The following is a 25,500-nucleotide window of genomic DNA, read 5'->3' as shown; positions in this document are numbered from 1 at the left end:
TTATCTAACCACTTTCTGACTATCCACTCAGAAATGACATTACCGGTAATAGTAATCAGTAATGGTGCTAGAATAACTGTAACGAAGATTAGCAAAAACTCACCTCCAAACTAAGTTCGTTAGTGGAGTTGCGACAAATCCATTTTAACATACTTCAATTTGTCATGCTAGCGTTATTCTCTAATGTATTTTTGCGGTCGGGGGGCTTTTGTAGTATAATAGAGATACGTTTTGAGAGTAGGAGGTATCTATGGACTTAACTAAGCGCTTTAATAAACAATTAGATAAGATTCAAGTTTCGTTGATTCGCCAGTTTGACCAGGCTATTTCGGAGATTCCTGGGGTCCTGCGTTTGACCTTGGGGGAACCTGATTTTACAACGCCAGATCATGTTAAGGAAGCGGCTAAGCGGGCCATCGACCAGAACCAATCCTACTATACAGGGATGAGTGGTCTGTTAACATTACGTCAGGCAGCCAGTGATTTTGTAAAAGAAAAATACCAGCTAGATTATAATCCTGAAAATGAGATCTTGGTTACAATTGGGGCGACAGAGGCTTTATCGGCTACTTTGACAGCTATTTTGGAAGAGGGAGATAAGGTGCTCTTGCCAGCTCCTGCCTATCCAGGTTATGAGCCGATTGTCAATCTAGTTGGGGCAGAGGTTGTCGAGATTGATACGACTGAAAATGGTTTTGTCTTGACTCCTGAGATGTTGGAAAAGGCCATTTTGGAGCAAGGCGACAAGCTCAAGGCGGTCATTCTCAACTATCCAGCCAATCCGACAGGAATTACCTATAGTCGGGAGCAGTTGGAAGCCTTGGCGGACGTTTTACGCAAGTATGAGATTTTCGTTGTCTGTGATGAGGTTTACTCAGAATTAACCTATACAGGCGAAGCCCATGTATCTTTGGGAACTATGCTGAGAGATCAGGCTATTATTATCAATGGTTTATCTAAGTCTCATGCTATGACAGGTTGGCGTTTAGGCTTTATCTTTGCTCCTGTGGCCTTTACAGCTCAGTTAATCAAGAGTCACCAGTACTTGGTAACTGCCGCAAACACTATGGCTCAACATGCTGCGGTGGAGGCTTTGACGGCGGGTAAAAACGACGCGGAGCCTATGAAGAAGGAGTACATCCAGCGTCGTGATTATATTATCGAGAAAATGACTGCTCTTGGTTTTGAGATTATTAAACCAGACGGTGCCTTCTATATCTTTGCTAAGATTCCTGCTGGCTACAATCAAGATTCCTTTGCTTTTCTGAAGGATTTTGCTCAGAAGAAGGCAGTTGCCTTTATCCCTGGTGCCGCCTTTGGACGCTACGGAGAAGGCTATGTTCGCCTATCTTATGCAGCTAGCATGGAGACTATCAAAGAAGCCATGAAACGACTTGAGGAGTACATGAGAGAAGCATGATTCAGTCTATCACGAGTCAAGGCTTGGTGCTCTACAATCGTAATTTTCGTGAGGATGACAAGTTAGTCAAGATTTTTACCGAGCAGGCTGGCAAGCGCATGTTTTTCGTCAAACACGCTGGTCAGTCCAAACTAGCTCCGGTTATTCAACCCTTGGTGTTGGCGCGATTTCTCTTACGAATCAATGATGATGGGCTCAGCTATATCGAGGACTACCATGAGGTGATGACCTTTCCCAAGATTAATAGTGATCTCTTTGTCATGGCCTATGCGACCTATGTGGCTGCTCTTGCAGATGCTAGTTTGCAGGATAACCAGCAGGATGCTCCCTTGTTTACTTTTTTGCAAAAGACTTTGGAGTTGATGGAAGAGGGTTTGGATTATCAGGTTTTGACCAATATTTTTGAAATTCAAATCTTGACCCGATTTGGGATTAGCATTAATTTTAATGAGTGTGTCTTTTGCCATCGGATCGGTCAGGCTTTTGACTTTTCTTTCAAATATGGAGCCTGCCTCTGCCCAGAGCATTATCATGAAGATGAGAGACGTTGCCATCTCAATCCCAATATCCCTTATCTACTCAATCAATTTCAAGCCATTGATTTTGAGACCTTGGAGACCATTTCGCTCAAGCCCGAAATCAAGCAAGACTTGCGCAAGTTTATAGACCAAATCTACGAAGAGTATGTTGGAATTCACCTAAAATCAAAGAAATTTATTGATTCCCTAGCAGACTGGGGACAATTACTAAAAGAGGAAGACAAATGAAAAAAATCGCAGTAGATGCTATGGGGGGCGATTATGCACCTCAAGCTATCGTTGAGGGTGTCAATCAAGCCCTGGCTAACTTTTCAGATATTGAGGTTCAACTCTATGGAGACGAAAGCAAAATCAAGCAATATCTAACAGCGACAGAACGTGTCAGCATTATCCATACGGATGAGAAGATTGATTTTGATGATGAACCTACAAAAGCTATTCGTAAGAAGAAAAATGCCAGTATGGTATTAGCGGCTAAGGCAGTCAAAGAAGGAGAGGCAGACGCTGTCCTCTCGGCTGGGAATACAGGTGCCTTGTTGGCTGCAGGATTCTTCATTGTAGGTCGTATCAAGAATATCGACCGTCCTGGACTCATGTCGACCTTACCGACCATTGATGGCAAAGGCTTTGACATGCTAGACCTTGGAGCCAATGCGGAAAATACAGCCCATCATCTGCACCAATACGCTGTTTTGGGTTCCTTTTATGCGAAAAATGTTCGTGGGATTTCGAAACCACGTGTTGGTTTGCTCAACAATGGAACAGAAAGCAGCAAGGGTGATCCCCTTCGTAAGGAAACCTACGCCTTGCTAGCAGCTGATGAAAGCTTGAATTTTGTCGGAAACGTGGAAGCGCGTGATTTGATGAATGGCGTTGCGGATGTTGTTGTGGCAGATGGTTTCACGGGAAACGCTGTGCTCAAATCTATTGAAGGGACAGCCATGGGTATCATGGGCTTGCTTAAGACAGCTATCACAGGTGGTGGTCTTCGAGCGAAACTAGGTGCTCTTCTTCTCAAGGATAGCCTTAGAGGTTTGAAAAAGCAACTCAACTATTCAGATGTTGGTGGAGCAGTCTTGTTTGGTGTTAAGGCACCGGTTGTCAAGACTCATGGCTCAAGTGATGCCAAGGCTGTGTATAGTACGATTCGCCAGATTCGTACTATGCTAGAAACAGACGTAGTTGCCCAGACTGCGCGTGAATTTTCAGGAGAATAAAAGAGATGACAGAAAAAGAAATTTTTGACCGTATTGTGACCATTATCCAAGAGCGACAGGGAGAGGGCTTTGTCGTGACAGAATCCTTGAGTCTGAAAGACGACTTGGATGCTGACTCAGTTGACTTGATGGAGTTTATCTTGACGCTGGAAGATGAATTTAATATCGAAATCAGCGATGAGGAAATTGACCAACTCCAAAGTGTAGGAGATGTGGTTAAAATCATTCAAGGAAAATAGCAATCGGAGTTCCAAGGCATTTGCTTTGGAATTTTTTATTTGGCTTAATACTATTCGAAAATCTCTTCAAACCACGTCAGCTCTATCTGCCACCTCAAAACAGTGTTTTGAGCAACCTGCGGCTAGCTTCCTAGTTTGCTCTTTGATTTTCATTGAGTATAAGTGACCGTTTAGGAACAGATTTAGTCTTTCTAGGGACAGTAGAAATCTGAGGAGAAATAAGGGATATAATAAAGTCAGAAAAAATCAATCTCCAAAAAGGAGAAAAAGAAAGGATTTTTATGATGAAAAAATATCTTTATTCTAGTTTGTTAGTTCTTGCAGGAGGCGTTCTCCTAGCAAATACTACGGTAGCCTATGCTGATTCCCCATCAGCAAGTGAGAAAGAAGCGATTGCTCAATTAGTTAATCAAGGCAAGATAAAAGCTGAAGAAGCTGATCAAGTAAAATTGATTGGTTTTGAAGATAAAGAAACCCAAGCAGAGGGAAATCAAGAGAAGAAAGCTTTCAATCAATATCGTGATCCGAAAGGAACATGGATGCAAACCAATGGTAAATGGTGGTTTAAATACGGTTCAGGTGGGTATGCTAAAAATTGGGAACAATTAGATGGCAAGTGGTACTATTTTGATGACCAAGGATGGATGAAAGAAAATACTTGGATTCAACCTGATGGTAATTATTACTACTTATCTGCTAGTGGTGCTATGGTAACTGGTTATCAACGTGTGAATGGTACACCATACTTCTTTAGAGACAGTGGTGTATGGGTAGAAAATCGTGGGCAAGCTCTTGGTGAATACGCAGAGACATTTGTAGGAAGAATTCCATATGTTTGGGGTGGGGCAGATTTGAATAGTGGCGTAGATTGTTCAGGATTTACGATGGCTATTCATGCTAAGTTTGATATTAGTATTCCTAGAGTAACCTATGGTCAAGCAACAGGAGGAAGTTATGTAAGTAATGGTTCTCAACAAGCTGGAGATTTGATTTTGTATAATAGTGAAGAGACAAATGACCACGTAGGTATTTATGTTGGTGGTGGAAAGGTAGTTCATGCTCCATATCCAGGTCAATATGTTTCTTATATGAATCAATACGGTATTACTCAAAATACAATTCGTAGATATTGGTAATATTGTCTAATTTTTCACAATATTATTGACTTTGACAATGAAAAGTATTAGAATATAGCTAAATAAAGAGGGGAAGCCCTCTTATAGCTATTCAATAAAGGAGGAAATGGCTATGAAAAAATCTAAACTACTTACACTTGGTTTGCTTGTAGGTGCTGGTTTGCTTTTATCTATCAACCAAGCACAGGCTGCAGATACTTGGGTTAAAAATGGTGCTGACTGGAATCTTTCTCAAGATGGCAGTCTAGCTAAGGATAAATGGGTACAAAATGCTGGCTCATGGTATCACTTCGACAGCACTGGTAAAATGCAGACAGGATGGCTCAAAGACGGTGATACATGGTATTCACTAGCAGATAGTGGAGCTATGCGTACTGGCTGGTACAAGGAAGGTAACACATGGTATTCGCTCGCAAGTAGTGGCGCCATGCGTACAGGTTGGTACAAAGAAGGGTCTACATGGTACTATCTTCATTTTAGTGGTTCTATGATGACAGGTTGGGAGTTCATAGATGGTAAATGGTCTTACTTTGAAAAATCAGGTGCTATGGTCGCAGATAGAGCTGTTCCAGCCAGTGATGGGGAAAGTTATGTCATTGGTAAGGATGGCTATCTAGCAAATAGAAAAGATGCTGGATACAATATTCATGATATTGTCAAACTTGGAGATGGGCAAGAATATTTGCTAAATGCTAAAGGTGACGATGTTATTATTGAAAAAAATGCTTGGTATATCAGACCAGAGTTCAAGAAGTTTTCTAATAAATATGGAGATGAGGTTGCAAATACTACCTTAGCTTTAGTGGATAATAAAGAAGAAGGACAAGAAATTGATCCTAAGGCAGTTGTACAGAACTTCCAAAACTTACCAAATCGCTACTACTTTGATGAAAATGGACATCGTGTGGTTAATATCCCAGCAATGACAACCTATTCAGAGATTAAAAAAGTTGGCAATGATGTCTATTTAGAAAATCCAGGTGCACGACTTCGTCTTGGAGCTACCCACTTTACAATCAATAACAATAAACTATACTATTTAGAAAATGAGCAAGGTAAGCTCAAAACAGGTTACTTTGTATTGATTGATGATGGTATGGCTACAACCCACTATCACATCCTAGCCTATGCGGATCAATCTGGTGAAATTCTTAAGATGAAACGCTTGCCATCAGGAGTTTCAGATTATCTGGATAAAGAAATCGATGGTTTATATGGTGAAAAAATTAAGATTGAATCTCCACACTCAAACGAATATTATAAAGTGGTTGTGGTTAAATAAAAATAACATCTTCACAACTAATCGTTAACGCTCTAACCAATATACCATTTTCAGGAGGCTTTAGATTTCTTGTATTTTAAAAGGAAACTAAAGCCTTTTGTAGATGGAGCAGGGGATAGAGTTATCTATAAAATAATGAAAAGGAGTCTGTCATGGAAATGAAAAACACATTTGTAGAATTGGAACAATTTGAAGAGTTAACCCCAGAGGTTTTGGAGGAAGTGAATGGTGGAGGGATTTTTGAAGATACTGTAAAATGGTGCAATAAATTATTTGGTACGGGTAGACACGTTGCTTAAATTCACAGTATTAGTTAGAGATTAGATTTATTTATGCTTATTTTAGAATTCTTATTTTCTGTGATATATCTACTGTTGGTAGTCGTTTCAACCATAGTTCCTACTATTTATTTGGGCGCTCAAATTTCCCCAGAATTTTATAAAAAACGTTATTGGATACTTATATTTTTAATTAGTTTATCTGCTCGTCAAACATTTGGAGAATTATTTCATATAGGAGTTCTTATCTACTTTTACTGTATTTTTTTATTAGTATTGCACAAGGGAAAAGGGGAATCTCTTTTTCTTTCTCTGTATCTTTTTCTCTTCTTTCAAAGTATTCGTTATTTATTTTTGACAATTTGGATTCGTGTATTATCTGGTGAGCATTGTTGTTTCGTAGATTCGTTTTCTACTTTATATATATCTATATTTGATTTATTATCAATCTTTCTATGTTGTAAAATTATGAAGCGTTGGTCTTTGGATTTGGATTTATTCTTTTCAGATACTTTTAAAACCCACTATCGTAAGAGCTTTTTCATTATCCTACCTCTGACTGGATTTAGGATATTCTCTTCGTTCATGACCAATAGAAATAGTTCTTTTTACGTTCGCTTTGACACGACCATTTCTCTCCTGATTTTCATTCTCTTTTTCTCCTGGCTCTTTTATATCAGACACTTAGAGCAGGTTTATCGTGATGAGCAGACCATTCAGAGACAGGAAGAAGAAAATCGTTCCTTGCAAGGGATGGTGGATAAGTTGGGTCATCTCTATGATGAGGTTCGAGGTTTCCGTCATGATTTTGCAGGGATTGTCGCTAGCATGGAGCCTGCCATAGCGAATCAAGATATGGCTGAGGTGTCTACCATTTATCAAGATGTCTTTTTAAAGACAAATGAAAAGCTGAGGAAGGCAGATTACACGGCCTTTAATCTTCATAATATCCATGATATAGCCATTCGCAATACCTTGGCAAAAGCTATGATTGTGGCAGATAATCAGGGAATTCATTTTAGTTTGGAGACGGTGGGGGTTGTCGAAGAGCTGGATTTGCCGATGTTGGAGGCTATCCGTATCCTCTCTATCCTCACGACAAATGCCTTAGAGGCAGCCAGTGAGGCGGAAAATCCGCAGATTCGGGTTGCTTTATTGGCAGGTGATAGGAGTGTCCGTTTTATCATTGAAAACACTCGTAAGAAAGAAGAACTGAATCCCATCATTCTCAGTCAAAAGGGTTACTCTACCAAGGGAAACCACAGTGGACTGGGTTTAGCGACCTTGGAGGATATGGTTTTTCATTATGATTTAAACTTAGATACCCAGCTAGGAGAGACGACTTTTAGACAAGATTTAGAATTACCATTTAAGGATGAGAAACGAGGGGGAGAGGAATGAGAATTTTAGTTTTGGAAGACGATAGAGTTCAGCAGGGACGGATAGAGCAGACTTTGCTAGATATCGGTCGCTCTCGCAATTTGAGATTGGAAATTGATATTGCCAAAAACTATGGGGAAGTTGAAAAGTATTCTCAGTATTTTGACCATTACCAGCTCTATTTATTAGATTTAGAGATTGATGGAGAGCGTGAACGGGGCTTTCAGGTTGCTCAACAGGTTCGGGAGCGAGATCCCTTTACAAGCATTGTCTTTGTGTCCACGCACTCGGAGGCCTTGCCTCTAGCTTTTCGCTATCACTTGTCTGCCTTGGATTTTATTTCCAAGGATCAGCCTGAGGAGGATTACCGTCATCAGCTGGAGCGCTGTCTGGACTATGTACTGGCAGTAGATAAGAGGGAAAATATGCGTCTCTTCACCTATAGTTTTGAGGGAAGACGGGGCTTTACTCTGCCCTACCATGAGATTTTAGCCTTTGAAACCTCAGTGGAATCTCATCGTATCAAGGTCTATTATGCCAATCATTCTATCAAGACCATTTATGGCAGTCTCAAGGATATTGCTGCCAAGGCTGAAAAAGATTACTTTGTCTATGCCAATCGCAATACGTTAGTCAGTTTACAGGCCATTGAAGAGATGACTGCCACAGAAGTGACCTTGTTAGAAGGCTTGCACTTCCCCGTATCGCGAACAGCCAGAAGAACACTTAAAAAACATCTTAATGTCTAGTATCTGTTAGATTTGAATGAGTTTATCAATAAGAATATCGGAAAATTTTCTGATATTCTTATTTTTTGACTTCTTTTTCGAATAGATAAGTAAGAGGAAAAGGAAGGAGTTTGCTTTATGTATCTACCAATCTTGTATCCGTGGTTCATTAAATTATTTTTTAAATAAAATTTAATTTAGTTGTACATTTTCGACTTCTTTTTCGAATAGATAAGTAAGAGGAAAAAGAAAGGAGTTTGCTTCATGTATCTACCAATTTTCTATTCATGGTTTACTAAATTATTTTTCAAATAAAATTTGATTTAGTTGTACATTTTCGAAATTTTTTTTCGAATAGATAAGTAAGAGGAAAAAGAAAGGAGTTTGCTTCATGTATCTACCAATTTTCTATTCATGGTACATTAAATTATTTTTCAAATAAATTTAATTTAGTTGTACATTTTCGAAATTTTTTTCGAATAGATAAGTGAGAGGGAAAAGAAAGGAGCCTGGTTTATGTTTATATCAATGTTCTACCCATGGTTCACTGAGCTATTTTTTAAATAAAATTTAATTTAGTTGTACATTTTTGAAATTTTTTTCGAATAGATAAGTGAGAAGAAAAAGAAAGGAATAAAATAATGAAAGAACATTATTACGGATTTGTTGAGCTAACTTCGGAAGAATTGACCGATATTCAAGGTGGAGAAAATTGGGTGAAGACCCTTGCAGATTGGTACATTGGATTTCGTAGAGGTTTTGGTTTTTAGGAGGATAAGAGATGAATGAAATGAATGATAAGTATACTATTGAAGTATTAAAGGAAAGCGACTTAGCCTTGCTGGTGGGTGGTAGTGAGGCAAGTTACCAACATGGTTTAATGGTGGGGTTCATTTTACGTCGTGCATTATTTGGATTCTAAGATAATATTTAGAGAGTGAAGCTTACCTACAACAATGAACAGAATATATGAAAAAGGAAATACAAATAACTACCTTTTTCAATTGTTAAGAATCAAAAAAGGAGAATAAGATGGAACAAATTAAAAATATGGAAAATAATTTTCATGTAATGAGTCATGAGGAATTGGCCGATGTAGAAGGAGGCTTGCTATTTGGTCTGGTAGTAGTTGGAGGAGTCGCAATTGCAGGAACATTTTTATTGGGTGCGGTAGATGGTGCTTCAGGAGCACATGCTAAGCGTCGTGGACGTTAACAGGGAAGGATGAGCGCTAATGGAACGCATAATAGAAAGTTGGATTACTAGGGTAGAGAATTTTTACAGTTTGCAGTCAATTCCTGTAAAAGTATTCATTTTCATAGTTGGAGTAGTTGGGATTTATGCTTTAGGGACATTACTTTTAGGACCGGTTTATTGGGCGGGGCAGAAGTTTGGCGAAACAATTTACAATTATTTGTTTTAATAAAAAATTATAGATAAAGAGGAACAGACATAATGAATATGATAAAAATTGAAGAAAAATTTACAAGTCTTACAGAAAAAGATTTGGCAACAGTAGAGGGTGGTCGAGTGTCATGGAGAGGTAATATTAACATCGATGTCCACAAAGTGATTGATAGTACGGGAAGATTTTTCGGTGGTATCTATAATGCTGGTAGATCATTTGGGCGAAATGTTTACAATGCATTTTATTAATATAGTTTATTAAAATGAATATCATATATTATATTTTTGAATTCGTTTTCGAATAGATAAATAAGAGGAATACAGGGAATGATTATTTCAGTAATTCAAGATTTGGATGAAACAATTTAATAAACACTGCTATACCAAACTTATCAAGTTTGTAACAAGACAAATATTAAAAATAAAAAAGAGGTATTCGTTATAAATACAAAAACGATGTCACAATTTGAACTTATGGATACTGAGATGCTTGCTTGCCTTGAAGGTGGCGGATGCAATTGGGGAGATTTTGCCAAAGCAGGTGTTGGAGGAGGAGCAGCACGAGGTCTTCAGCTAGGAATTAAAACAGGAACATGGCAAGGTGCAGCAACTGGTGCTGCGGGAGGAGCTATACTTGGAGGTGTGGCATATGCAGCGACATGTTGGTGGTAATTATGGATTTTAAAAGTTTTATTATTGGTTTAGTAGTTGGTATATTTGGTCCTTATATGGATGATTTAATTAGAAAAAAATTTTTAAAGTCTTCGGAGAAGAAAACAGAAAAATTTGTCAAAAAATAATCAGAACGATAAATGATGAATCTGATTCAAAATTATCTTGCACATGTAAAGAGGACCATCTCTCCTCTTATCAGGTAAATAGGAGTCTTGTAGTAACGAATCAAAAAAAGGAGTAACTATGAATCGTAATTTAGAACGGTGTTATCTATTCTGACTATGAATAGATCATACCAGAGGTGGCTTAGAAATAGCAGGGACATTGGAAATTGTAGTAATAAATAGGATGTCACAAATGTTACTATCAATGATTTATTTGTTCCAAGCTTGCCTAGGGTGTCAGTAAAAAATCATTTTCCTTTCAATAGCATATTTTTAGTAGGTAGGACGCTTGTTCTGCCTATTTTTTTGCTGAAAAGTACAGTTGAAGTGTCTATTTGCATCATTTGGAGTTTTACATGTATTTTTGATAAAAAATAGGCATAGAAATTAGGAAAGTTGAAGAAAAGGAATGAAGAAGGTCTTAGTTTGTGATTTTTTACATACTTTTAAGGCTTGATGAACCAGTTTGAACTAATATATAATTGCTAGAAGTTGAATACACTACTCCTTGAGGGCATTTTGCCCTTTTTTATATTTTACAATAAGTGTAAAAAGGAGAGTTTTTATGCGTTACGGTTATGTTCGAGTATCTACAAAAGAACAAAATATTGATAGGCAATTTTCAGCCTTAGTAGAAAACAAATTATCAAAAGAAAATATTTTTATTGATTACGTTTCAGGAAAAGATTTTGACAGAATGGAATATCAAAAATTATTAGCTACCTTGAAAGAGAATGATGAATTGGTTATTAAATCAATTGATAGGTTGGGAAGAAACTATGATGAAATTTTAGAACAATGGCAAGCAATTACTAAGAAAAAGAAAGTAAATATAACTGTTTTAGATTTCCCCTTATTAAATACAAAGAATAGCAATGATAATATCACAGGAAAACTAATCTCCGATATCGTTTTACAAGTCCTATCTTATGTGGCACAGTTTGAAAGAGAACAAATCAAACAAAGACAAATGGAAGGAATACGGGAAGCACAGAAAAAAGGGAAGAAATTCGGTAGACCAAAATTGGTTGTCCCGAATAATTTCCCTGATGTGATAGCTCAATATAAGAAAAAAGAAATAACCTTACGAGAAGGTGCAGACATCTTAGGAGTATCAAAAAGCACCTTTCATAATTGGATAAAAAATTCATAGTTCTTGTCAAAAAACCTAGGATTTTTTGGACAGAAAATACAGTCTATTTTAGAAGCGTTTTCGTTAGAAAAAAGGTTCTAAAATCCAGCATTTTGACCAATTATTATTACACTTTCATTTTATCAAGTTTGTCCAAAAAAGTCTAGATTTTAGGACAAACTGATTATTTTACAATAAATAAAAATAGGGGGACACGAAATGGACACCAAAGCTAAAAAGTTCACACTTGCAACGATTTCAGCTCTATCACTTCTTGGGGTAGGAATTGTTACATCACAATCAGTAGCTGCTAATGATAGGCTGGTTTCCACTCAAGCAATCAATGGTCAATCCTACAATATCTTAAACTCTGAGGTCACTAGTACTTCTTCTGGTACTACTCTAGTTGGGATTGAAGGGACTTTCTTAACGCCAGATAAACAGGCTATCTTAGATCGTATCAATGCTATTCGAAAAGAGGCAGCAGATGAAGGTCTAGTTACTAGCTATGTTCCGATCAAATGGTCAACTGAACTAGAAAAAACAGCCTTCGTTCGGGCAGCAGAAGCTTCTGTAACCAGGCATCATAAACGTTTATCTAATAAAGATATTTGGAGTGCCTGGTCTTCAGGAAATTTCTCCCTAGCAGAAAACTTGGCTTGGAACTATGACGGATTTATGACAGCTATTAATCAATGGTATGAGGAAAAAGCCGATTATGTTAAATCTCGTAGTGGGGCAAGTGTCTCTGGTCAAACTGGACACTACGAATCCTTAATCAATCCAGAATTAACTTATATGGGACTTGCAGCCTTTGAGAATCCTAAAAATAGTTGGATTACCATTGCACAAAGTTTCGGAACAGCATCTGGTGGCTCTGAAGAATTAGCTGGCGGTTATGGAAAAGCCATTCAATACACAGAAGTCGATTCTTCTCAAATTCAAACATTTGCGACCAAGGCGAATCTTTTTGACAAAGATTTGAAGGCTATCGGAACTCATACCAGTAAGAAAACAAAACAAGGTAAGTCTAACGGGACTAATAAACCAGGTTTCTTTTTTCAAATGCAAGATATTGGTAGGGGTATGGGTTTTTGGCGACAATCGGGCTCTCGTTGGTGGTTTATGCAACTTGATGGGTCTTACCCTTACAATCAGTGGGCAAAATTAGATAATATCTGGTATCACTTCGATAGTTCAGGTTGGATGCAAACTGGCTGGATAAAAGACAACGGCACGTGGTACTATCTCGACGGTTCAGGTGCTATGAAGACTGGTTGGTTCAAAGATAATGGTAGCTGGTATTATCTTGATAGCTCAGGGGCTATGAAAACAGGCTGGATGAAGGTATCTGGTAAATGGTACTATGCCTATAGCTCTGGTGCACTCGCAATCAATACAACTACACCTGACGGTTATCGTGTCAATTACAACGGTGAGTGGGTATAAAAACAATTTCAAATTGTAAGATTAAACATATGAAAAAATTATTTCTATTCAGTATCAGTATTTTAGCTATCTCCATTTTAACAGCTTGCCAACCTCAGAGTAAAAACACTTCCTCAGAAAGTTCTGAAACAACTACTTCTAGTAGCAGTTCGCCTACTTCCACATCAGAAGAGAAGAAAAATGATTACACCCTATATAATCCTGTCCTTAAAGAATATGCCAAAGTATTAGATGATTCATCAGCTTCACCTAAAGAGCTCAATTCAAAAGCAAACTTAAAAAATACTTATCCTAAAGAATACTCTGGACTACAATACAGCTTGTATGATTTAGACCAAAATGGTACGGACGAACTTTTGGTTGCCCTTAAAACGGATTCTAACTATTACGATTTATTAGATATTCGAACTCTTAAAAATGACGAAGTTATTCGACTGACCAATGCAGAAAACAATCTGGACTTTATTGGAGAGCGAGTACATTTTAATCCTTTAGAAAATGGCTATTTCCAATTATCTACCCGAGTATCTATTAATCAAATCCAACTTAAACTATACAAGTTCAATCAGGATGGAACACGATTAGACTTAGTTATCGAATCAGATACAGAAGAGGGACTGGGCACAAAACCACCTTCCCTTGACATAAGATCTTTCTCTTGGAAATCTGTCACAAGTCTCATAAGTGAAGAATCTTCCTTTCCGTCAGAAAGTAAAGGGATGGATATTTCTGCAATTCAAAATGGAGATTTTTCTAGTGTCTCAGGAACTTGGAGGAATCGTTCAGGTATTGAATTTACTTTCGACAAAAATGGTTTAGTAAGTGATAAGTCCAAAATTTCAATTGAACATGCTAAAGAAATTGACCACTATCTTAAGGCAAATTCTGTTTCTAAAGATGGAGGTGCTGGTGCAGCTATTGCCTTTTTACCAGCAGGAATCCCTATAACCATGTCTGTCACCTCTTCTTCAGATAATGGCTATACTGACTCGTCTGATATTACACAAGACCGCTTATGGTTTGGACACCAACTTATCAATGGTAGTACCGAGGGATTTTTTTACAAGGTAGAATAGTTTTAATAGACTTACAAATTTATCAATAAGAATGTCGGAAAATTTTCTGATATTCTTATTTTTTTGACTTCCTTTTCGAATAGATAAGTAAGAGGAAAAGGAAAGGAGCCTAGTTCATGTTTATATCAATGTTCTACCCATGGTTGACTGAGTTATTTTTTAAATAAATTTAATTTAGTTGTACATTTTCGAAAATTTTTTCGAATAGATAAGTAAGAGGAAAAAGAAAGGAGTCTGGTTTATGTATCTACCAATTTTCTATTCATGGTACATTAAATTATTTTTCAAATAAATTTTGATTTAGTTGTTTATTTTCGAATTCTTTTTCGAATAAATAAGTGAGAGGAAAAGGAAAGGAGTTTGCTTCATGTATCTACCAATTTTCTATCCATGGTTTACTAAATTATTTTTCAAATAAATTTAATTAGTTGTACATTTTCGAATTGTTTTTCGAATAGATAAGTAAGAGGAAAAAAGAAAGGAATAAAATAATGAAAGAACATTACTATGGATTTGTTGAGCTAACTTCGGAAGAATTGACCGATATTCAAGGTGGAGAAAATTGGGTGAAGACCCTTGCAGATTGGTACATTGGATTTCGTAGAGGTTTTGGTTTTTAGGAGGATAAGAGATGAATGAAATGAATGATAAGTATACTATTGAAGTATTAAAGGAGAGCGACTTAGCTTTGCTGGTGGGTGGTAGCAAGGAAAGTTATCAACGGGGTCTAATTACAGGTCTATTGTTACGCGGTATATTTATTGGAACCCCATTTTTTAGAAGATAAGATTTAGAAAAAATAGAACAAGAGGAGAAAAAAGATGACAAATTTTGACAAAATGGAACAGAACTTTGTAGCTCTTACAGAAGAAGAGTTGATGGATGTGGATGGGGGAGCATTGCCTCTTGTAATCGCCGGAGTGTCTATCTGGAAGATAGGTGCAGCAGTAGCAGGTGGAGCAGCAGCGCTTTTTGCTGGAGGAGCAGCTTTGGGGTATTATGCGAATAGACCATAATCTGATTATAGTCAGAGAGGCATTTCTATGTTTTTAAAAAAAGAAGTGATATTACTAGGGGTATTGTTATCGCTACGTATTATTTTTACTATCGTTCAAATTTTAATTGACTATAAAATATTATCTGGACAGTATAGTATAAATTTTATGGATATTTCAGAAGTATTTACTTATCCAATACTCATTTTAATCATTTACATAGCAATAAAATATAATACAAAGGAGTAATGACGAACATGAACTTAGAACAATTTTATCAATTATCTGACGATGAATTAGTGGGAACAAAAGGTGGTTTTGGTCTTGTGGAAGCAGTTGGGATTGCAGGAGTACTGAATGCTGCTGTACAAATTTTTAATGCTGGTTACAAATTTGGTTCAGATTTTGCTCGTCGTGGGCGTTAGATAATGAACAGTCGCAACCTTAATCTCAATACATTGTTACCTAAACTAGCCACTATATTTCCTTTGTTGGGAATAATTCTTAATGTCGCGCTTCATGTGATTCGTACAGGTTCGTTAGTATCCTTTAATTGGCAAGGGACTTTAGTTGGGTTGCTTTTCTCAGCATATTTTGGTATTTTTCGCAAAGATTTGTCAAAAAATAATCAAAACTATAAATGAAGAACATGAATCAAAAGGATTTTGTGCATATGAATGGTAGCGTTTTTCCGCCATTCTTGTCAGGTAATTAGGAGTTTCTTATGAAAACATTTTTATTAGGCTTTGCTGAGGGTTATTTTACCGTATCGCTCATAATCTACATCGTAACGTATTTGATGTTGAAAAATCCAATCAATACCCTATTTTATCCAGAAATTTACCCCGTTTTATTTGGGCTCTTTTATCTAGGATATAAGGCCAATAAAAAGCAAGTAGAGTGAGCAGCTAAGAATGATTTGTTAGTCTGAGCTGAAAATGGCTAGGGTAGAATCTAAGAATGCATCACATTGGAGTTTAATATGAAATTTGTTAAATCAATACTGAAAGTTTGGCCTGAAATTATGGTATTACTTAGTTCAATGTCTTATATCATCATCAGATTAGTAGCTGACATGAATAAAGTATCTTTACCTACTTGCTTTGATAATTTCAATATACCAACGATTGCATTATTTATGATGGTCTTCATTCTTTTATATAGAAGTAAAGAAAAAAAGAATAGATAAATTTGAAGCAGTAGACGCTCTATAGGGAATAGGTGTCTTATAGTAACGAATCAACAAAAGGAGTAACTATGAATCGTAATTTAGAACGGTGTTATCTATTCTGACTATGAATAGATCATACCAGAGGCGGCTTAAAAATAGCAGGGACATTAAAAATTGAAGTAACTTTAAATAGGATGTCGTAAAGGTTACTATCAATGATTTATTTGTTCCAAGCTTGCCTAGGGTGTCAGTAAAAAATCATTTCCCTTTCAATAGCATATTTTTAGTAGGTAGGACGTTTGTTCTGCCTATTTTTTGCCAAAAAAAGTGTAGTTGAGGTGTTTATTTGGAGTTTTATACTCTTCGAAAATCAAATTCAAACCACGTCAGCGTCGCCTTACCGTACTCAAGTACAGCTTGCGGCTAGCTTCCTAGTTTGCTTTTTGATTTTCCTTGAGTATTACATGTATTTTTGATAAAATAGTTATAGAAATTAGGAGAGTTGAAGAAAAAAATGAATAAGATTTTAAAATATTTTTTAGTATTTGTTTTTCTATTTTTGATGAATATTTTCATCTTTAAGATACTAGCAACTCTGGGATTTCAGCTGACAATGAGTGAAAAGAGTTATATTGTTCCACCGCTGTTTTCGATTATCGTTTTATATATGATTGACAAAAGAATTAGGAAGAAAAAGAAATAAATATATATTTTAGGCGTGACGTTTGTTCTGCCTATTTTTTTATCCTAAAAGTGCATTTGGGAGGGAGATAGGCGCATTTGGGAAGGAAGTCCAGTTTTTGTTTGAGGATTGGGGTAAGATAGTTGTTATCAGATGAGTTTATACTCTTCGAAAATCAAATTCAAACCACGTCAACGTCGCCTTGCCGTATATATGTGACTGACTTCGTCAGTCCTATCTACAACCTCAAAACAGTGTTTTGAGCAGCCTGCGGCTAGTTTCCTAGTTTGCTCTTTGATTTTCATTGAGTATTAGGAAAAGGAGATGAATATGAAATTTGGGAAACGTCACTATCGTCCGCAGGTGGATCAGATGGACTGCGGTGTAGCTTCATTAGCCATGGTTTTTGGCTACTACGGTAGCTATTATTCTTTGGCTCACTTGCGAGAATTGGCCAAGACGACCATGGATGGGACTACGGCTTTGGGCTTGGTCAAGGTGGCAGAGGAGATTGGTTTTGAGACGCGAGCAATTAAGGCGGATATGACGCTTTTTGACTTGCCAGATTTGACTTTTCCTTTTGTTGCCCATGTGCTTAAGGAAGGGAAATTGCTCCACTACTATGTGGTGACTGGGCAGGATAAGGATAGCATTCATATTGCCGATCCAGATCCTGGGGTGAAATTGACCAAACTGCCACGTGAGCGTTTTGCGGAAGAATGGACAGGAGTGACTCTTTTTATGGCACCTAGTCCAGACTATAAGCCTCATAAGGATCAAAAGAATGGCCTGCTCTCTTTTATCCCTATATTAGTGAAGCAGCGTGGCTTGATTGCCAATATCGTTTTGGCAACACTCTTGGTAACCTTGATTAACATTGTGGGTTCTTATTATCTGCAGTCTATCATTGATACCTATGTGCCAGATCAGATGCGTTCGACGCTGGGGATTATTTCTATTGGGCTGGTCATCGTCTATATTCTTCAGCAGATTTTGTCTTACGCTCAGGAGTATCTCTTACTTGTTTTGGGGCAACGCTTGTCGATTGATGTGATTTTGTCCTATATCAAGCATGTTTTTCACCTGCCTATGTCCTTCTTTGCGACACGCAGGACAGGGGAAATCGTGTCTCGTTTCACAGATGCTAACAGTATCATCGATGCGCTGGCTTCGACCATTCTTTCGATTTTCCTAGATGTGTCAACGGTTGTCATTATTTCTCTTGTTTTATTTTCACAAAATACCAATCTCTTTTTCATGACCTTATTGGCACTTCCTATCTACACAGTGATTATCTTTGCCTTTATGAAGCCGTTTGAAAAGATGAATCGGGATACCATGGAAGCCAATGCGGTTCTGTCTTCTTCTATCATTGAGGACATCAACGGTATTGAGACTATTAAGTCCTTGACCAGTGAAAGTCAGCGTTACCAAAAGATTGACAAGGAATTTGTGGATTATCTGAAAAAATCTTTTACCTATAGTCGGGCAGAGAGTCAGCAAAAGGCTCTGAAAAAGGTTGCCCATCTCTTGCTCAATGTCGGCATTCTCTGGATGGGGGCTGTTCTGGTTATGGATGGCAAGATGAGTTTGGGGCAGTTGATTACCTATAATACCTTGCTGGTTTACTTTACCAATCCTTTGGAAAATATCATCAATCTGCAAACCAAACTTCAGACTGCGCAGGTTGCCAATAACCGTCTGAATGAGGTTTATCTGGTAGCTTCTGAGTTTGAGGAGAAGAAAACAGTTGAGGATCTGAGCTTGATGAAGGGAGATATGACCTTCAAGCAGGTTTACTACAAGTATGGCTATGGTCGAGATGTCTTGTCAGACATCAATTTGACCATTCCCCAAGGTTCTAAGGTGGCTTTTGTGGGAATTTCAGGGTCAGGTAAGACGACCTTGGCCAAGATGATGGTTAATTTTTACGACCCAAGTCAGGGAGAGATTAGTCTGGGTGGTGTCAATCTCAATCAGATTGATAAAAAGGCTCTGCGTCAGTATATCAACTATCTGCCTCAACAGCCTTATGTCTTTAACGGAACGATTTTGGAGAATCTTCTCCTTGGGGCCAAGGAAGGGACGACTCAAGAGGATATCTTACGGGCGGTCGAGTTGGCAGAGATTCGGGAGGACATTGAGCGCATGCCACTGAATTACCAGACAGAATTGACTTCGGATGGGGCAGGAATATCAGGTGGTCAACGTCAGAGAATTGCTCTGGCGCGTGCTCTCTTGACAGATGCGCCGGTCTTGATTTTGGATGAGGCGACCAGCAGTTTGGATATTTTGACAGAGAAGCGAATTGTCGATAATCTCATGGCTTTAGACAAGACCTTGATTTTCATTGCTCACCGTTTGACTATTGCTGAGCGGACAGAGAAGGTTGTTGTCTTGGATCAGGGCAAGATTGTCGAAGAAGGAAAGCATGCTGATTTGCTTGCACAGGGTGGATTTTACGCCCATTTGGTGAATAGCTAGAAAGAGGAGAGGATGAAACCAGAATTTTTAGAAAGTGCGGAGTTTTATAATCGTCGTTACCATAATTTTTCCAGTCGGGTGATTGTCCCCATGTCCCTTCTGCTTGTGTTTTTGCTTGGATTTGCAACATTTGCAGAGAAGGAGATGAGTTTGTCTACTAGAGCTACTGTTGAGCCTAGTCGTATCCTGGCAAATATCCAGTCAACTAGCAACAATCGTATTCTTGTCAATCATCTGGAAGAAAATAAGCTGGTTAAAAAGGGAGAACTGTTGCTTCAATATCAGGATGGGGCAGAGGGTGTCCAAGCGGAGGCCTATGCCAGTCAGTTGGACATGCTCAAGGATCAAAAAAAGCAATTGAAGTATTTGCAGAAGAGCTTGCAAGAAGGGGAGAACCACTTTCCAGAGGAGGATAAGTTTGGCTACCAAGCCACCTTTCGCGACTACATCAGTCAAGCAGGCAGTCTTAGGGCTAGTACATCGCAACAAAATGAGACCATCGCATCCCAGAATGCAGCAGCTAGTCAGACTCAAGCCGAAATCGGCAACCTCATCAGCCAAACAGAGGCTAAAATTCGCGATTACCAGACAGCTAAGTCAGCTATTGAAACAGGCGCTTCCTTGGCCAGTCAGAATCTAGCCTACTCTCTCTACCAGTCCTATAAGTCTCAGGGTGAGGAAAATCCGCAAGCTAAGGCACAAGCAGTTGCGCAAGTTGAAGCACAGCTTTCTCAGTTAGAATCCAGTCTTGCTACTTACCGTGTTCAGTATGCAGGTTCAGGTACCCAGCAAGCCTATGCATCAGGTTTAAGCAGTCAATTGGAATCCCTTAAATCCCAACACTTGGCAAAGGTTGGTCAGGAATTGACCCTTCTAGACCAGAAAATCTTGGAGGCAGAGTCAGGTAAGAAAGTTCAGGGAAATCTTTTAGACAAGGGGAAAATTATGGCAAGTGAGGATGGGGTGCTTCATCTTAATCCTGAGACCAGTGATTCTACCATGGTAGCAGAAGGTGCCCTACTAGCCCAACTCTATCCGTCTTTGGAGAAAGAAGGGAAAGCTAAACTCACAGCCTATCTTAGTTCAAAGGATGTAGCAAGGATCAAGGTCGGTGATTCTGTTCGCTATACGACGACTCATGATGCTAAGAATCAACTTTTCCTAGATTCTACTATTACAAGTATTGATGCGACAGCTACTAAGACCGAGAAAGGGAATTTCTTTAAAATCGAGGCGGAGACTAATCTAACTTCGGAGCAGGCTGAAAAACTTCGGTACGGGGTGGAAGGTCGCTTGCAGATGATTACGGGCAAGAAAAGTTACCTACGTTATTATTTGGATCAATTTTTGAACAAAGAGTAATGTTCGTGTTTTTAGAGTTAAATGATTTTAAAACTGTGAGAAAGATTCTTCTTGCAGTTTTTTCTTTATGATTTTTGAGGTTACTACGTTATTTATTCGGTTAAATTCTTGTAATTTTAGGTTTTTTATGGTAGAATGTGCTCAAGTAATACGAAAGGCGAACTTTAAAATGTCAAAACAATTGATCTATTCGGGAAAAGCTAAAGATATCTATACAACTGAGGATGAAAATCTTATTATTTCAACTTACAAGGATCAGGCGACTGCTTTCAATGGTGTTAAGAAGGAGCAGATTGCGGGCAAGGGAGTATTGAATAATCAGATTTCATCTTTTATTTTTGAGAAATTAAATGCGGCTGGTGTGGCAACTCACTTTGTGGAGAAACTTTCAGATACGGAACAACTCAATAAAAAGGTTGAGATTATTCCTTTGGAAGTCGTGCTTCGCAACTATACTGCTGGTTCCTTTTCAAAACGTTTTGGTGTGGATGAGGGAATCGCCTTGGAGACTCCGATTGTCGAGTTTTATTACAAAAATGATGACTTGGATGATCCATTCATCAATGACGAGCATGTGAAATTCCTACAGATTGCGGATGACCAGCAAATCGCTTACTTGAAGGAAGAAACTCGTCGAATCAATGAACTCTTGAAGGTCTGGTTTGCTGAGATTGGGCTTAAGTTGATTGACTTTAAGCTAGAGTTCGGTTTTGACAAGGATGGCAAGATTATCTTAGCAGATGAATTTTCACCAGATAACTGTCGCTTGTGGGATGCGGATGGCAACCACATGGATAAGGATGTTTTCCGTAGAGGATTGGGAGAACTAACAGATGTTTACGAGATTGTCTGGGAAAAGTTGCAGAAATTGAAATAACAACCTCAAGGCTGTTTGGGAACATTGCAAGAGCTGAAATAAAGGAATAAGGATTGATGGATAAACGTATTTTTGTTGAAAAAAAGGCTGATTTTCAGGTTAAGTCAGAGAGTTTGGTGAGAGAACTCCAGCATAACTTGGGACTGTCAACTTTGAAAAGTATTCGCATTGTGCAAGTTTATGATGTATTTGATTTGGCAGAGGACTTGTTTGCACCTGCAGAGAAACACATCTTCTCTGAGCAGGTGACAGACCACGTCTGGGACGAAGTTGCTGTACAGGCGGATCTGGCTAACTATGCTTTCTTTGCTATTGAAAGCCTACCTGGGCAATTTGACCAACGTGCAGCTTCTTCACAGGAAGCCTTGCTTTTGCTGGGAAGTTCGAGTGATGTGACAGTTAATACAGCCCAACTTTATTTGGTCAATAAAGATATTGATGCGACTGAGTTAGAAGCGGTCAAAAACTACTTGCTTAATCCAGTTGATTCTCGTTTCAAGGATATCACGACAGGGATTGCCAAGCAGGAATTTTCTGCGTCAGACAAGACTATTCCCAAATTGACTTTCTTTGAAAGCTATACAGCAGAAGACTTTGCTCGCTACAAGGCTAAACAAGGGATGGCCATGGAAGTGGATGATTTGCTCTTTATTCAAGACTACTTTAAGTCAATCGGGCGCGTGCCGACGGAAACAGAACTCAAGGTTTTGGACACTTACTGGTCTGACCACTGCCGTCATACGACTTTTGAGACAGAGTTGAAACACATCGACTTTTCAGCTTCTAAATTCCAAAAACAATTGCAGTCAACCTATGACAAGTATATTGCCATGCGTGAGGAGTTGGGGCGTTCTGAAAAACCTCAAACCTTGATGGATATGGCGACTATTTTTGGTCGTTATGAGCGTGCTAATGGACGTTTAGACGACATGGAAGTGTCAGACGAAATCAATGCTTGCTCAGTAGAAATCGAAGTGGATGTTGATGGTGTGAAAGAGCCATGGCTCCTAATGTTCAAGAATGAAACTCACAACCACCCAACGGAAATTGAGCCATTTGGTGGGGCTGCTACCTGTATTGGTGGAGCCATTCGTGACCCATTGTCAGGACGTTCATATGTTTACCAAGCCATGCGGATCTCAGGTGCTGGTGATATTACAGCACCGATTTCAGAAACTCGCGCTGGGAAACTGCCACAACAAGTCATTTCTAAAACAGCGGCTCATGGTTATTCTTCATACGGTAACCAGATTGGGCTTGCAACAACCTACGTTCGTGAATATTTCCACCCAGGTTTCGTTGCTAAGCGTATGGAACTTGGTGCCGTTGTTGGTGCGGCTCCCAAGGGCAATGTTGTCCGTGAAAAACCGGAAGCGGGCGATGTCATTATCCTCCTCGGTGGTAAGACTGGGCGTGACGGTGTCGGTGGTGCGACGGGTTCTTCTAAAATTCAAACGGTTGAGTCTGTAGAGACTGCTGGTGCTGAGATTCAAAAAGGGAATGCTATCGAAGAACGCAAGATTCAACGCCTTTTTCGTAATGGCAATGTCACTCGTGTTATCAAGAAATCTAATGACTTTGGTGCTGGTGGTGTCTGTGTGGCTATCGGTGAATTAGCAGACGGTCTTGAAATTGATCTTAACAAGGTGCCTCTTAAATACCAGGGCTTGAATGGTACCGAAATTGCCATCTCTGAATCACAAGAACGGATGGCGGTTGTGGTGCGTCTTGAAGACGTAGATGCCTTTGTTGAAGAATGTAACAAAGAGAATATTGACGCTGTTGTGGTTGCGACAGTCACTGAAAAACCAAATCTGGTTATGCACTGGAATGGTGAGACAATTGTGGACTTGGAGCGTCGTTTCCTTGATACCAATGGTGTACGTGTCGTTGTCGATGCAAAGGTTGTGGACAAGGATGTCAAACTCCCAGAAGAGCGTACAACAAGCGCTGACACACTGGAAGCAGATACCCTTGCGGTTCTATCTGACCTCAACCATGCGAGTCAAAAAGGCTTGCAGACCATCTTTGACTGTTCGGTCGGTCGTTCAACGGTTAATCACCCACTTGGTGGTCGCTACCAACTCACACCAACTGAGGCATCTGTACAGAAATTGCCAGTCCAACACGGTGTGACTCATACTGCGTCTGTCATGGCTCAAGGGTTTAATCCTTATATTGCAGAATGGTCTCCATACCACGGTGCTGCTTATGCGGTTATTGAAGCAACTGCTCGTTTGGTTGCTGCTGGTGCCAACTGGTCTAAGGCTCGCTTCTCTTACCAAGAGTACTTCGAGCGCATGGACAAACAAGCTGAGCGTTTTGGTCAGCCAGTAGCAGCTCTCCTAGGCTCTATCGAGGCACAAATTCAGCTTGGTTTGCCATCTATCGGTGGTAAGGACTCCATGTCTGGTACTTTTGAAGAATTGACAGTACCGCCAACCTTGGTCGCTTTTGGGGTGACGACGGCAGATAGCCGGAAGGTACTTTCTCCTGAGTTCAAGACTGCTGGGGAAAACATCTACTACATCCCAGGTCAAGCTCTTGCTGCAGAGATTGATTTTGACTTGATTAAGTCAAATTTTGCTCAGTTTGAAGCCCTTCAAAAGGCTCATAAAGTGACATCTGCATCAGCTGTCAAATACGGTGGTGTGGTTGAAAGTTTGGCTCTTGCTACTTTTGGAAATCATATTGGTGCAGAGGTAACCTTGCCTGAACTTGAAAGTTCTTTGACAGCACAATTGGGCGGATTTGTCTTTACCTCTCCTGAAGAAATCACTGGAGTAGAGAAAATCGGTCAAACAAGTGCAGACTTTACACTCCTTGTCAACGGTGTGAAGCTAGATGGACACAAGCTTGACAGTGCCTTCCAAGGAAAACTGGAAAAAGTTTACCCAACAGAGTTTGCCCAAGCCAAAGAACTAGCTGAAGTACCAGCTGTGGTATCAGATGTTGTGATTAAAGCAAAAGAAAAGGTTGAAAAACCTGTGGTCTATATCCCAGTCTTCCCAGGAACAAACTCAGAGTATGATTCAGCTAAGGCATTTGAAAAAGAAGGCGCAGAGGTCAACTTGATGCCATTTGTGACCTTGAATGAAGAGGCTATTGTCAAGTCAGTTGAAACTATGGTTGACAACATCGGCAAGGCTAACATTCTCTTCTTTGCCGGTGGATTCTCAGCTGCGGATGAACCAGATGGTTCAGCCAAGTTCATTGTCAATATTCTGCTCAATGAAAAAGTCCGTGTGGCTATTGATAGCTTTATCGCGCGTGGTGGCTTGATTATCGGTATCTGTAATGGATTCCAGGCTTTGGTCAAATCAGGTCTTCTTCCATACGGGAATTTCGAGGATGCTAACAGTACTAGCCCAACCCTCTTCTACAATGATGCCAACCAACACGTGGCCAAGATGGTGGAAACCCGTATTGCCAATACCAACTCACCATGGTTAGCTGGTGTGCAAGTAGGCGATATCCACGCTATTCCTGTTTCACACGGTGAAGGGAAGTTTGTCGTGACGGCTGAAGAATTTGCGGAGCTCCGTGACAATGGTCAAATCTTTAGCCAATACGTTGACTTTGACGGCAAACCAAGTATGGACTCTAAGTACAATCCAAATGGTTCTGTCCATGCTATCGAAGGAATTACCAGCAAGAACGGCCAAATCATCGGTAAGATGGGGCACTCAGAACGTTATGAAGACGGTCTCTTCCAAAACATCCCAGGAAATAAAGACCAGCACCTGTTCGCGTCAGCGGTTAAATACTTTACTGGAAAATAAGACTTACAGATTTTCTAATAGATAG

General features: G+C 39.2%; 30 protein-coding genes. All 30 read left to right on the top strand.

What is annotated here, in order from left to right; genetic code table 11:
- Positions 1-250 precede the first annotated feature (250 nt).
- The 30 genes from HT698_RS07880 (at position 251) to HT698_RS07750 (ending at position 25,475) form a co-directional block, all read left to right on the top strand.
- Positions 251-1,420 (top strand): pyridoxal phosphate-dependent aminotransferase, encoded by a 1,170-nt coding sequence (locus HT698_RS07880; protein ID WP_045616604.1) that lies wholly within the window; start codon positions 251-253, stop codon positions 1,418-1,420.
- Entirely contained in the window at positions 1,417-2,187 is a 771-nt protein-coding gene (gene recO, locus HT698_RS07875; RefSeq protein WP_084851729.1) for a DNA repair protein RecO, read from the top strand. The genes HT698_RS07880 and recO overlap by 4 nt, the downstream gene beginning before the upstream one ends.
- Positions 2,184-3,176: a phosphate acyltransferase PlsX gene (plsX, locus tag HT698_RS07870; RefSeq protein WP_084851730.1), complete on the top strand. Its 993-nt coding sequence runs from the start codon at positions 2,184-2,186 to the stop codon at positions 3,174-3,176. The genes recO and plsX overlap by 4 nt, the downstream gene beginning before the upstream one ends.
- 5 nt (positions 3,177-3,181) lie before the next feature.
- On the top strand, positions 3,182-3,415 hold the full coding sequence (locus HT698_RS07865; RefSeq protein WP_173219484.1) for an acyl carrier protein: 234 nt from the start codon (positions 3,182-3,184) through the stop codon (positions 3,413-3,415).
- A gap of 284 nt (positions 3,416-3,699) precedes the next feature.
- Positions 3,700-4,551: a C40 family peptidase gene (locus HT698_RS07860; RefSeq protein ID WP_240147171.1), complete on the top strand. Its 852-nt coding sequence runs from the start codon at positions 3,700-3,702 to the stop codon at positions 4,549-4,551.
- A 112-nt stretch (positions 4,552-4,663) separates the two neighbouring features.
- Complete coding sequence (locus tag HT698_RS07855; RefSeq protein WP_173219491.1) at positions 4,664-5,833, top strand: N-acetylmuramoyl-L-alanine amidase family protein; 1,170 nt, start codon at positions 4,664-4,666, stop codon at positions 5,831-5,833.
- A gap of 152 nt (positions 5,834-5,985) precedes the next feature.
- Entirely contained in the window at positions 5,986-6,132 is a 147-nt protein-coding gene (locus HT698_RS07850) for a smi_0057.1 family bacteriocin-like peptide (RefSeq protein WP_000425304.1), read from the top strand.
- Between the two features lie 564 nt (positions 6,133-6,696).
- Positions 6,697-7,512, top strand: coding sequence for a GHKL domain-containing protein (locus HT698_RS10375; RefSeq protein ID WP_226946482.1), 816 nt, complete (start codon positions 6,697-6,699; stop codon positions 7,510-7,512).
- Entirely contained in the window at positions 7,509-8,240 is a 732-nt protein-coding gene (locus HT698_RS07840; RefSeq protein WP_020900480.1) for a response regulator transcription factor, read from the top strand. The genes HT698_RS10375 and HT698_RS07840 overlap by 4 nt, the downstream gene beginning before the upstream one ends.
- Positions 8,241-8,860: 620 nt before the next feature.
- Positions 8,861-8,989: a smi_0059.1 family bacteriocin-like peptide gene (locus HT698_RS07835; RefSeq protein ID WP_000658223.1), complete on the top strand. Its 129-nt coding sequence runs from the start codon at positions 8,861-8,863 to the stop codon at positions 8,987-8,989.
- Positions 8,990-9,000: 11 nt separating this feature from the next.
- Positions 9,001-9,141 (top strand): hypothetical protein, encoded by a 141-nt coding sequence (locus HT698_RS07830; RefSeq protein WP_001004581.1) that lies wholly within the window; start codon positions 9,001-9,003, stop codon positions 9,139-9,141.
- 110 nt (positions 9,142-9,251) lie between these two features.
- Positions 9,252-9,434, top strand: coding sequence for a class IIb bacteriocin, lactobin A/cerein 7B family (locus HT698_RS07825; protein ID WP_000435077.1), 183 nt, complete (start codon positions 9,252-9,254; stop codon positions 9,432-9,434).
- Positions 9,435-9,674: 240 nt separating this feature from the next.
- Entirely contained in the window at positions 9,675-9,875 is a 201-nt protein-coding gene (locus tag HT698_RS07820) for an SPPN_00645 family bacteriocin-like peptide (protein WP_001055966.1), read from the top strand.
- Positions 9,876-10,067: 192 nt separating this feature from the next.
- Positions 10,068-10,298, top strand: a complete 231-nt coding sequence (gene blpU / locus HT698_RS07815) for a bacteriocin-like peptide BlpU (RefSeq protein ID WP_173219511.1) — start codon at positions 10,068-10,070, stop codon at positions 10,296-10,298.
- A 2-nt stretch (positions 10,299-10,300) separates the two neighbouring features.
- Positions 10,301-10,426: a PncF family bacteriocin immunity protein gene (locus HT698_RS10495; protein WP_007284823.1), complete on the top strand. Its 126-nt coding sequence runs from the start codon at positions 10,301-10,303 to the stop codon at positions 10,424-10,426.
- A gap of 604 nt (positions 10,427-11,030) precedes the next feature.
- Positions 11,031-11,618: a recombinase family protein gene (locus HT698_RS07810; RefSeq protein ID WP_173219497.1), complete on the top strand. Its 588-nt coding sequence runs from the start codon at positions 11,031-11,033 to the stop codon at positions 11,616-11,618.
- 198 nt (positions 11,619-11,816) lie between these two features.
- Complete coding sequence (locus tag HT698_RS07805; RefSeq protein ID WP_173219500.1) at positions 11,817-13,046, top strand: CAP domain-containing protein; 1,230 nt, start codon at positions 11,817-11,819, stop codon at positions 13,044-13,046.
- A gap of 29 nt (positions 13,047-13,075) precedes the next feature.
- Positions 13,076-14,122 (top strand): DUF6287 domain-containing protein, encoded by a 1,047-nt coding sequence (locus HT698_RS07800; RefSeq protein ID WP_050261356.1) that lies wholly within the window; start codon positions 13,076-13,078, stop codon positions 14,120-14,122.
- A 491-nt stretch (positions 14,123-14,613) separates the two neighbouring features.
- A complete protein-coding gene (locus HT698_RS07795; protein ID WP_000658223.1) occupies positions 14,614-14,742 on the top strand; it encodes a smi_0059.1 family bacteriocin-like peptide in 129 nt (42 codons plus the stop codon).
- 11 nt (positions 14,743-14,753) lie between these two features.
- The gene (locus HT698_RS07790; protein ID WP_001004584.1) at positions 14,754-14,909 is read left to right on the top strand and encodes a hypothetical protein; all 156 of its coding nucleotides are present in this window, start codon (positions 14,754-14,756) and stop codon (positions 14,907-14,909) included.
- 34 nt (positions 14,910-14,943) lie between these two features.
- A complete protein-coding gene (locus HT698_RS07785; protein ID WP_000180815.1) occupies positions 14,944-15,138 on the top strand; it encodes a class IIb bacteriocin, lactobin A/cerein 7B family in 195 nt (64 codons plus the stop codon).
- Between the two features lie 236 nt (positions 15,139-15,374).
- Positions 15,375-15,542 (top strand): class IIb bacteriocin, lactobin A/cerein 7B family, encoded by a 168-nt coding sequence (locus HT698_RS07780; protein WP_173219503.1) that lies wholly within the window; start codon positions 15,375-15,377, stop codon positions 15,540-15,542.
- A gap of 3 nt (positions 15,543-15,545) precedes the next feature.
- Positions 15,546-15,761: a bacteriocin immunity protein gene (locus tag HT698_RS10370; RefSeq protein ID WP_240147170.1), complete on the top strand. Its 216-nt coding sequence runs from the start codon at positions 15,546-15,548 to the stop codon at positions 15,759-15,761.
- An 80-nt stretch (positions 15,762-15,841) separates the two neighbouring features.
- Positions 15,842-16,021 (top strand): hypothetical protein, encoded by a 180-nt coding sequence (locus HT698_RS07775; RefSeq protein WP_173219505.1) that lies wholly within the window; start codon positions 15,842-15,844, stop codon positions 16,019-16,021.
- Positions 16,022-16,099: 78 nt separating this feature from the next.
- Positions 16,100-16,306 carry a bacteriocin immunity protein gene (locus HT698_RS07770; RefSeq protein WP_173219508.1) on the top strand — a complete coding sequence of 69 codons (207 nt, stop codon included), beginning with the start codon at positions 16,100-16,102 and terminating at the stop codon, positions 16,304-16,306.
- Positions 16,307-16,802: 496 nt separating this feature from the next.
- Positions 16,803-16,991, top strand: a complete 189-nt coding sequence (locus tag HT698_RS10365; protein WP_033680983.1) for a hypothetical protein — start codon at positions 16,803-16,805, stop codon at positions 16,989-16,991.
- 309 nt (positions 16,992-17,300) lie between these two features.
- Positions 17,301-19,454: a peptide cleavage/export ABC transporter ComA gene (gene comA / locus HT698_RS07765; protein ID WP_173219025.1), complete on the top strand. Its 2,154-nt coding sequence runs from the start codon at positions 17,301-17,303 to the stop codon at positions 19,452-19,454.
- A 12-nt stretch (positions 19,455-19,466) separates the two neighbouring features.
- On the top strand, positions 19,467-20,816 hold the full coding sequence (gene comB, locus HT698_RS07760; protein ID WP_173219022.1) for a competence pheromone export protein ComB: 1,350 nt from the start codon (positions 19,467-19,469) through the stop codon (positions 20,814-20,816).
- A 169-nt stretch (positions 20,817-20,985) separates the two neighbouring features.
- Complete coding sequence (gene purC, locus HT698_RS07755) at positions 20,986-21,693, top strand: phosphoribosylaminoimidazolesuccinocarboxamide synthase (RefSeq protein ID WP_173219019.1); 708 nt, start codon at positions 20,986-20,988, stop codon at positions 21,691-21,693.
- 56 nt (positions 21,694-21,749) lie between these two features.
- Positions 21,750-25,475, top strand: a complete 3,726-nt coding sequence (locus tag HT698_RS07750; protein WP_173219016.1) for a phosphoribosylformylglycinamidine synthase — start codon at positions 21,750-21,752, stop codon at positions 25,473-25,475.
- Positions 25,476-25,500 lie beyond the last annotated feature (25 nt).

It is taken from the genome of Streptococcus sp. 3109, assembly GCF_013276905.1.
Lineage (GTDB): Bacteria > Bacillota > Bacilli > Lactobacillales > Streptococcaceae > Streptococcus.
The sequence above is the reverse complement of the archived record's forward strand: the minus strand, read 5'-3'. Positions and strand labels throughout refer to the sequence as shown.

Bases quoted from the DNA above. Each gene is read 5' to 3' on its own strand.
- HT698_RS07880 (WP_045616604.1), top strand. From the start codon at position 251: ATGGACTTAACTAAGCGCTTTAATAAACAATTAGATAAGATTCAAGTT.
- recO (WP_084851729.1), top strand. From the start codon at position 1,417: ATGATTCAGTCTATCACGAGTCAAGGCTTGGTGCTCTACAATCGTAAT.
- plsX (WP_084851730.1), top strand. From the start codon at position 2,184: ATGAAAAAAATCGCAGTAGATGCTATGGGGGGCGATTATGCACCTCAA.
- HT698_RS07865 (WP_173219484.1), top strand. From the start codon at position 3,182: ATGACAGAAAAAGAAATTTTTGACCGTATTGTGACCATTATCCAAGAG.
- HT698_RS07860 (WP_240147171.1), top strand. From the start codon at position 3,700: ATGAAAAAATATCTTTATTCTAGTTTGTTAGTTCTTGCAGGAGGCGTT.
- HT698_RS07855 (WP_173219491.1), top strand. From the start codon at position 4,664: ATGAAAAAATCTAAACTACTTACACTTGGTTTGCTTGTAGGTGCTGGT.
- HT698_RS07850 (WP_000425304.1), top strand. From the start codon at position 5,986: ATGGAAATGAAAAACACATTTGTAGAATTGGAACAATTTGAAGAGTTA.
- HT698_RS10375 (WP_226946482.1), top strand. From the start codon at position 6,697: ATGACCAATAGAAATAGTTCTTTTTACGTTCGCTTTGACACGACCATT.
- HT698_RS07840 (WP_020900480.1), top strand. From the start codon at position 7,509: ATGAGAATTTTAGTTTTGGAAGACGATAGAGTTCAGCAGGGACGGATA.
- HT698_RS07835 (WP_000658223.1), top strand. From the start codon at position 8,861: ATGAAAGAACATTATTACGGATTTGTTGAGCTAACTTCGGAAGAATTG.
- HT698_RS07830 (WP_001004581.1), top strand. From the start codon at position 9,001: ATGAATGAAATGAATGATAAGTATACTATTGAAGTATTAAAGGAAAGC.
- HT698_RS07825 (WP_000435077.1), top strand. From the start codon at position 9,252: ATGGAACAAATTAAAAATATGGAAAATAATTTTCATGTAATGAGTCAT.
- HT698_RS07820 (WP_001055966.1), top strand. From the start codon at position 9,675: ATGAATATGATAAAAATTGAAGAAAAATTTACAAGTCTTACAGAAAAA.
- HT698_RS10495 (WP_007284823.1), top strand. From the start codon at position 10,301: ATGGATTTTAAAAGTTTTATTATTGGTTTAGTAGTTGGTATATTTGGT.
- HT698_RS07810 (WP_173219497.1), top strand. From the start codon at position 11,031: ATGCGTTACGGTTATGTTCGAGTATCTACAAAAGAACAAAATATTGAT.
- HT698_RS07805 (WP_173219500.1), top strand. From the start codon at position 11,817: ATGGACACCAAAGCTAAAAAGTTCACACTTGCAACGATTTCAGCTCTA.
- HT698_RS07800 (WP_050261356.1), top strand. From the start codon at position 13,076: ATGAAAAAATTATTTCTATTCAGTATCAGTATTTTAGCTATCTCCATT.
- HT698_RS07795 (WP_000658223.1), top strand. From the start codon at position 14,614: ATGAAAGAACATTACTATGGATTTGTTGAGCTAACTTCGGAAGAATTG.
- HT698_RS07790 (WP_001004584.1), top strand. From the start codon at position 14,754: ATGAATGAAATGAATGATAAGTATACTATTGAAGTATTAAAGGAGAGC.
- HT698_RS07785 (WP_000180815.1), top strand. From the start codon at position 14,944: ATGACAAATTTTGACAAAATGGAACAGAACTTTGTAGCTCTTACAGAA.
- HT698_RS07780 (WP_173219503.1), top strand. From the start codon at position 15,375: ATGAACTTAGAACAATTTTATCAATTATCTGACGATGAATTAGTGGGA.
- HT698_RS10370 (WP_240147170.1), top strand. From the start codon at position 15,546: ATGAACAGTCGCAACCTTAATCTCAATACATTGTTACCTAAACTAGCC.
- HT698_RS07775 (WP_173219505.1), top strand. From the start codon at position 15,842: ATGAAAACATTTTTATTAGGCTTTGCTGAGGGTTATTTTACCGTATCG.
- HT698_RS07770 (WP_173219508.1), top strand. From the start codon at position 16,100: ATGAAATTTGTTAAATCAATACTGAAAGTTTGGCCTGAAATTATGGTA.
- HT698_RS10365 (WP_033680983.1), top strand. From the start codon at position 16,803: ATGAATAAGATTTTAAAATATTTTTTAGTATTTGTTTTTCTATTTTTG.
- comA (WP_173219025.1), top strand. From the start codon at position 17,301: ATGAAATTTGGGAAACGTCACTATCGTCCGCAGGTGGATCAGATGGAC.
- comB (WP_173219022.1), top strand. From the start codon at position 19,467: ATGAAACCAGAATTTTTAGAAAGTGCGGAGTTTTATAATCGTCGTTAC.
- purC (WP_173219019.1), top strand. From the start codon at position 20,986: ATGTCAAAACAATTGATCTATTCGGGAAAAGCTAAAGATATCTATACA.
- HT698_RS07750 (WP_173219016.1), top strand. From the start codon at position 21,750: ATGGATAAACGTATTTTTGTTGAAAAAAAGGCTGATTTTCAGGTTAAG.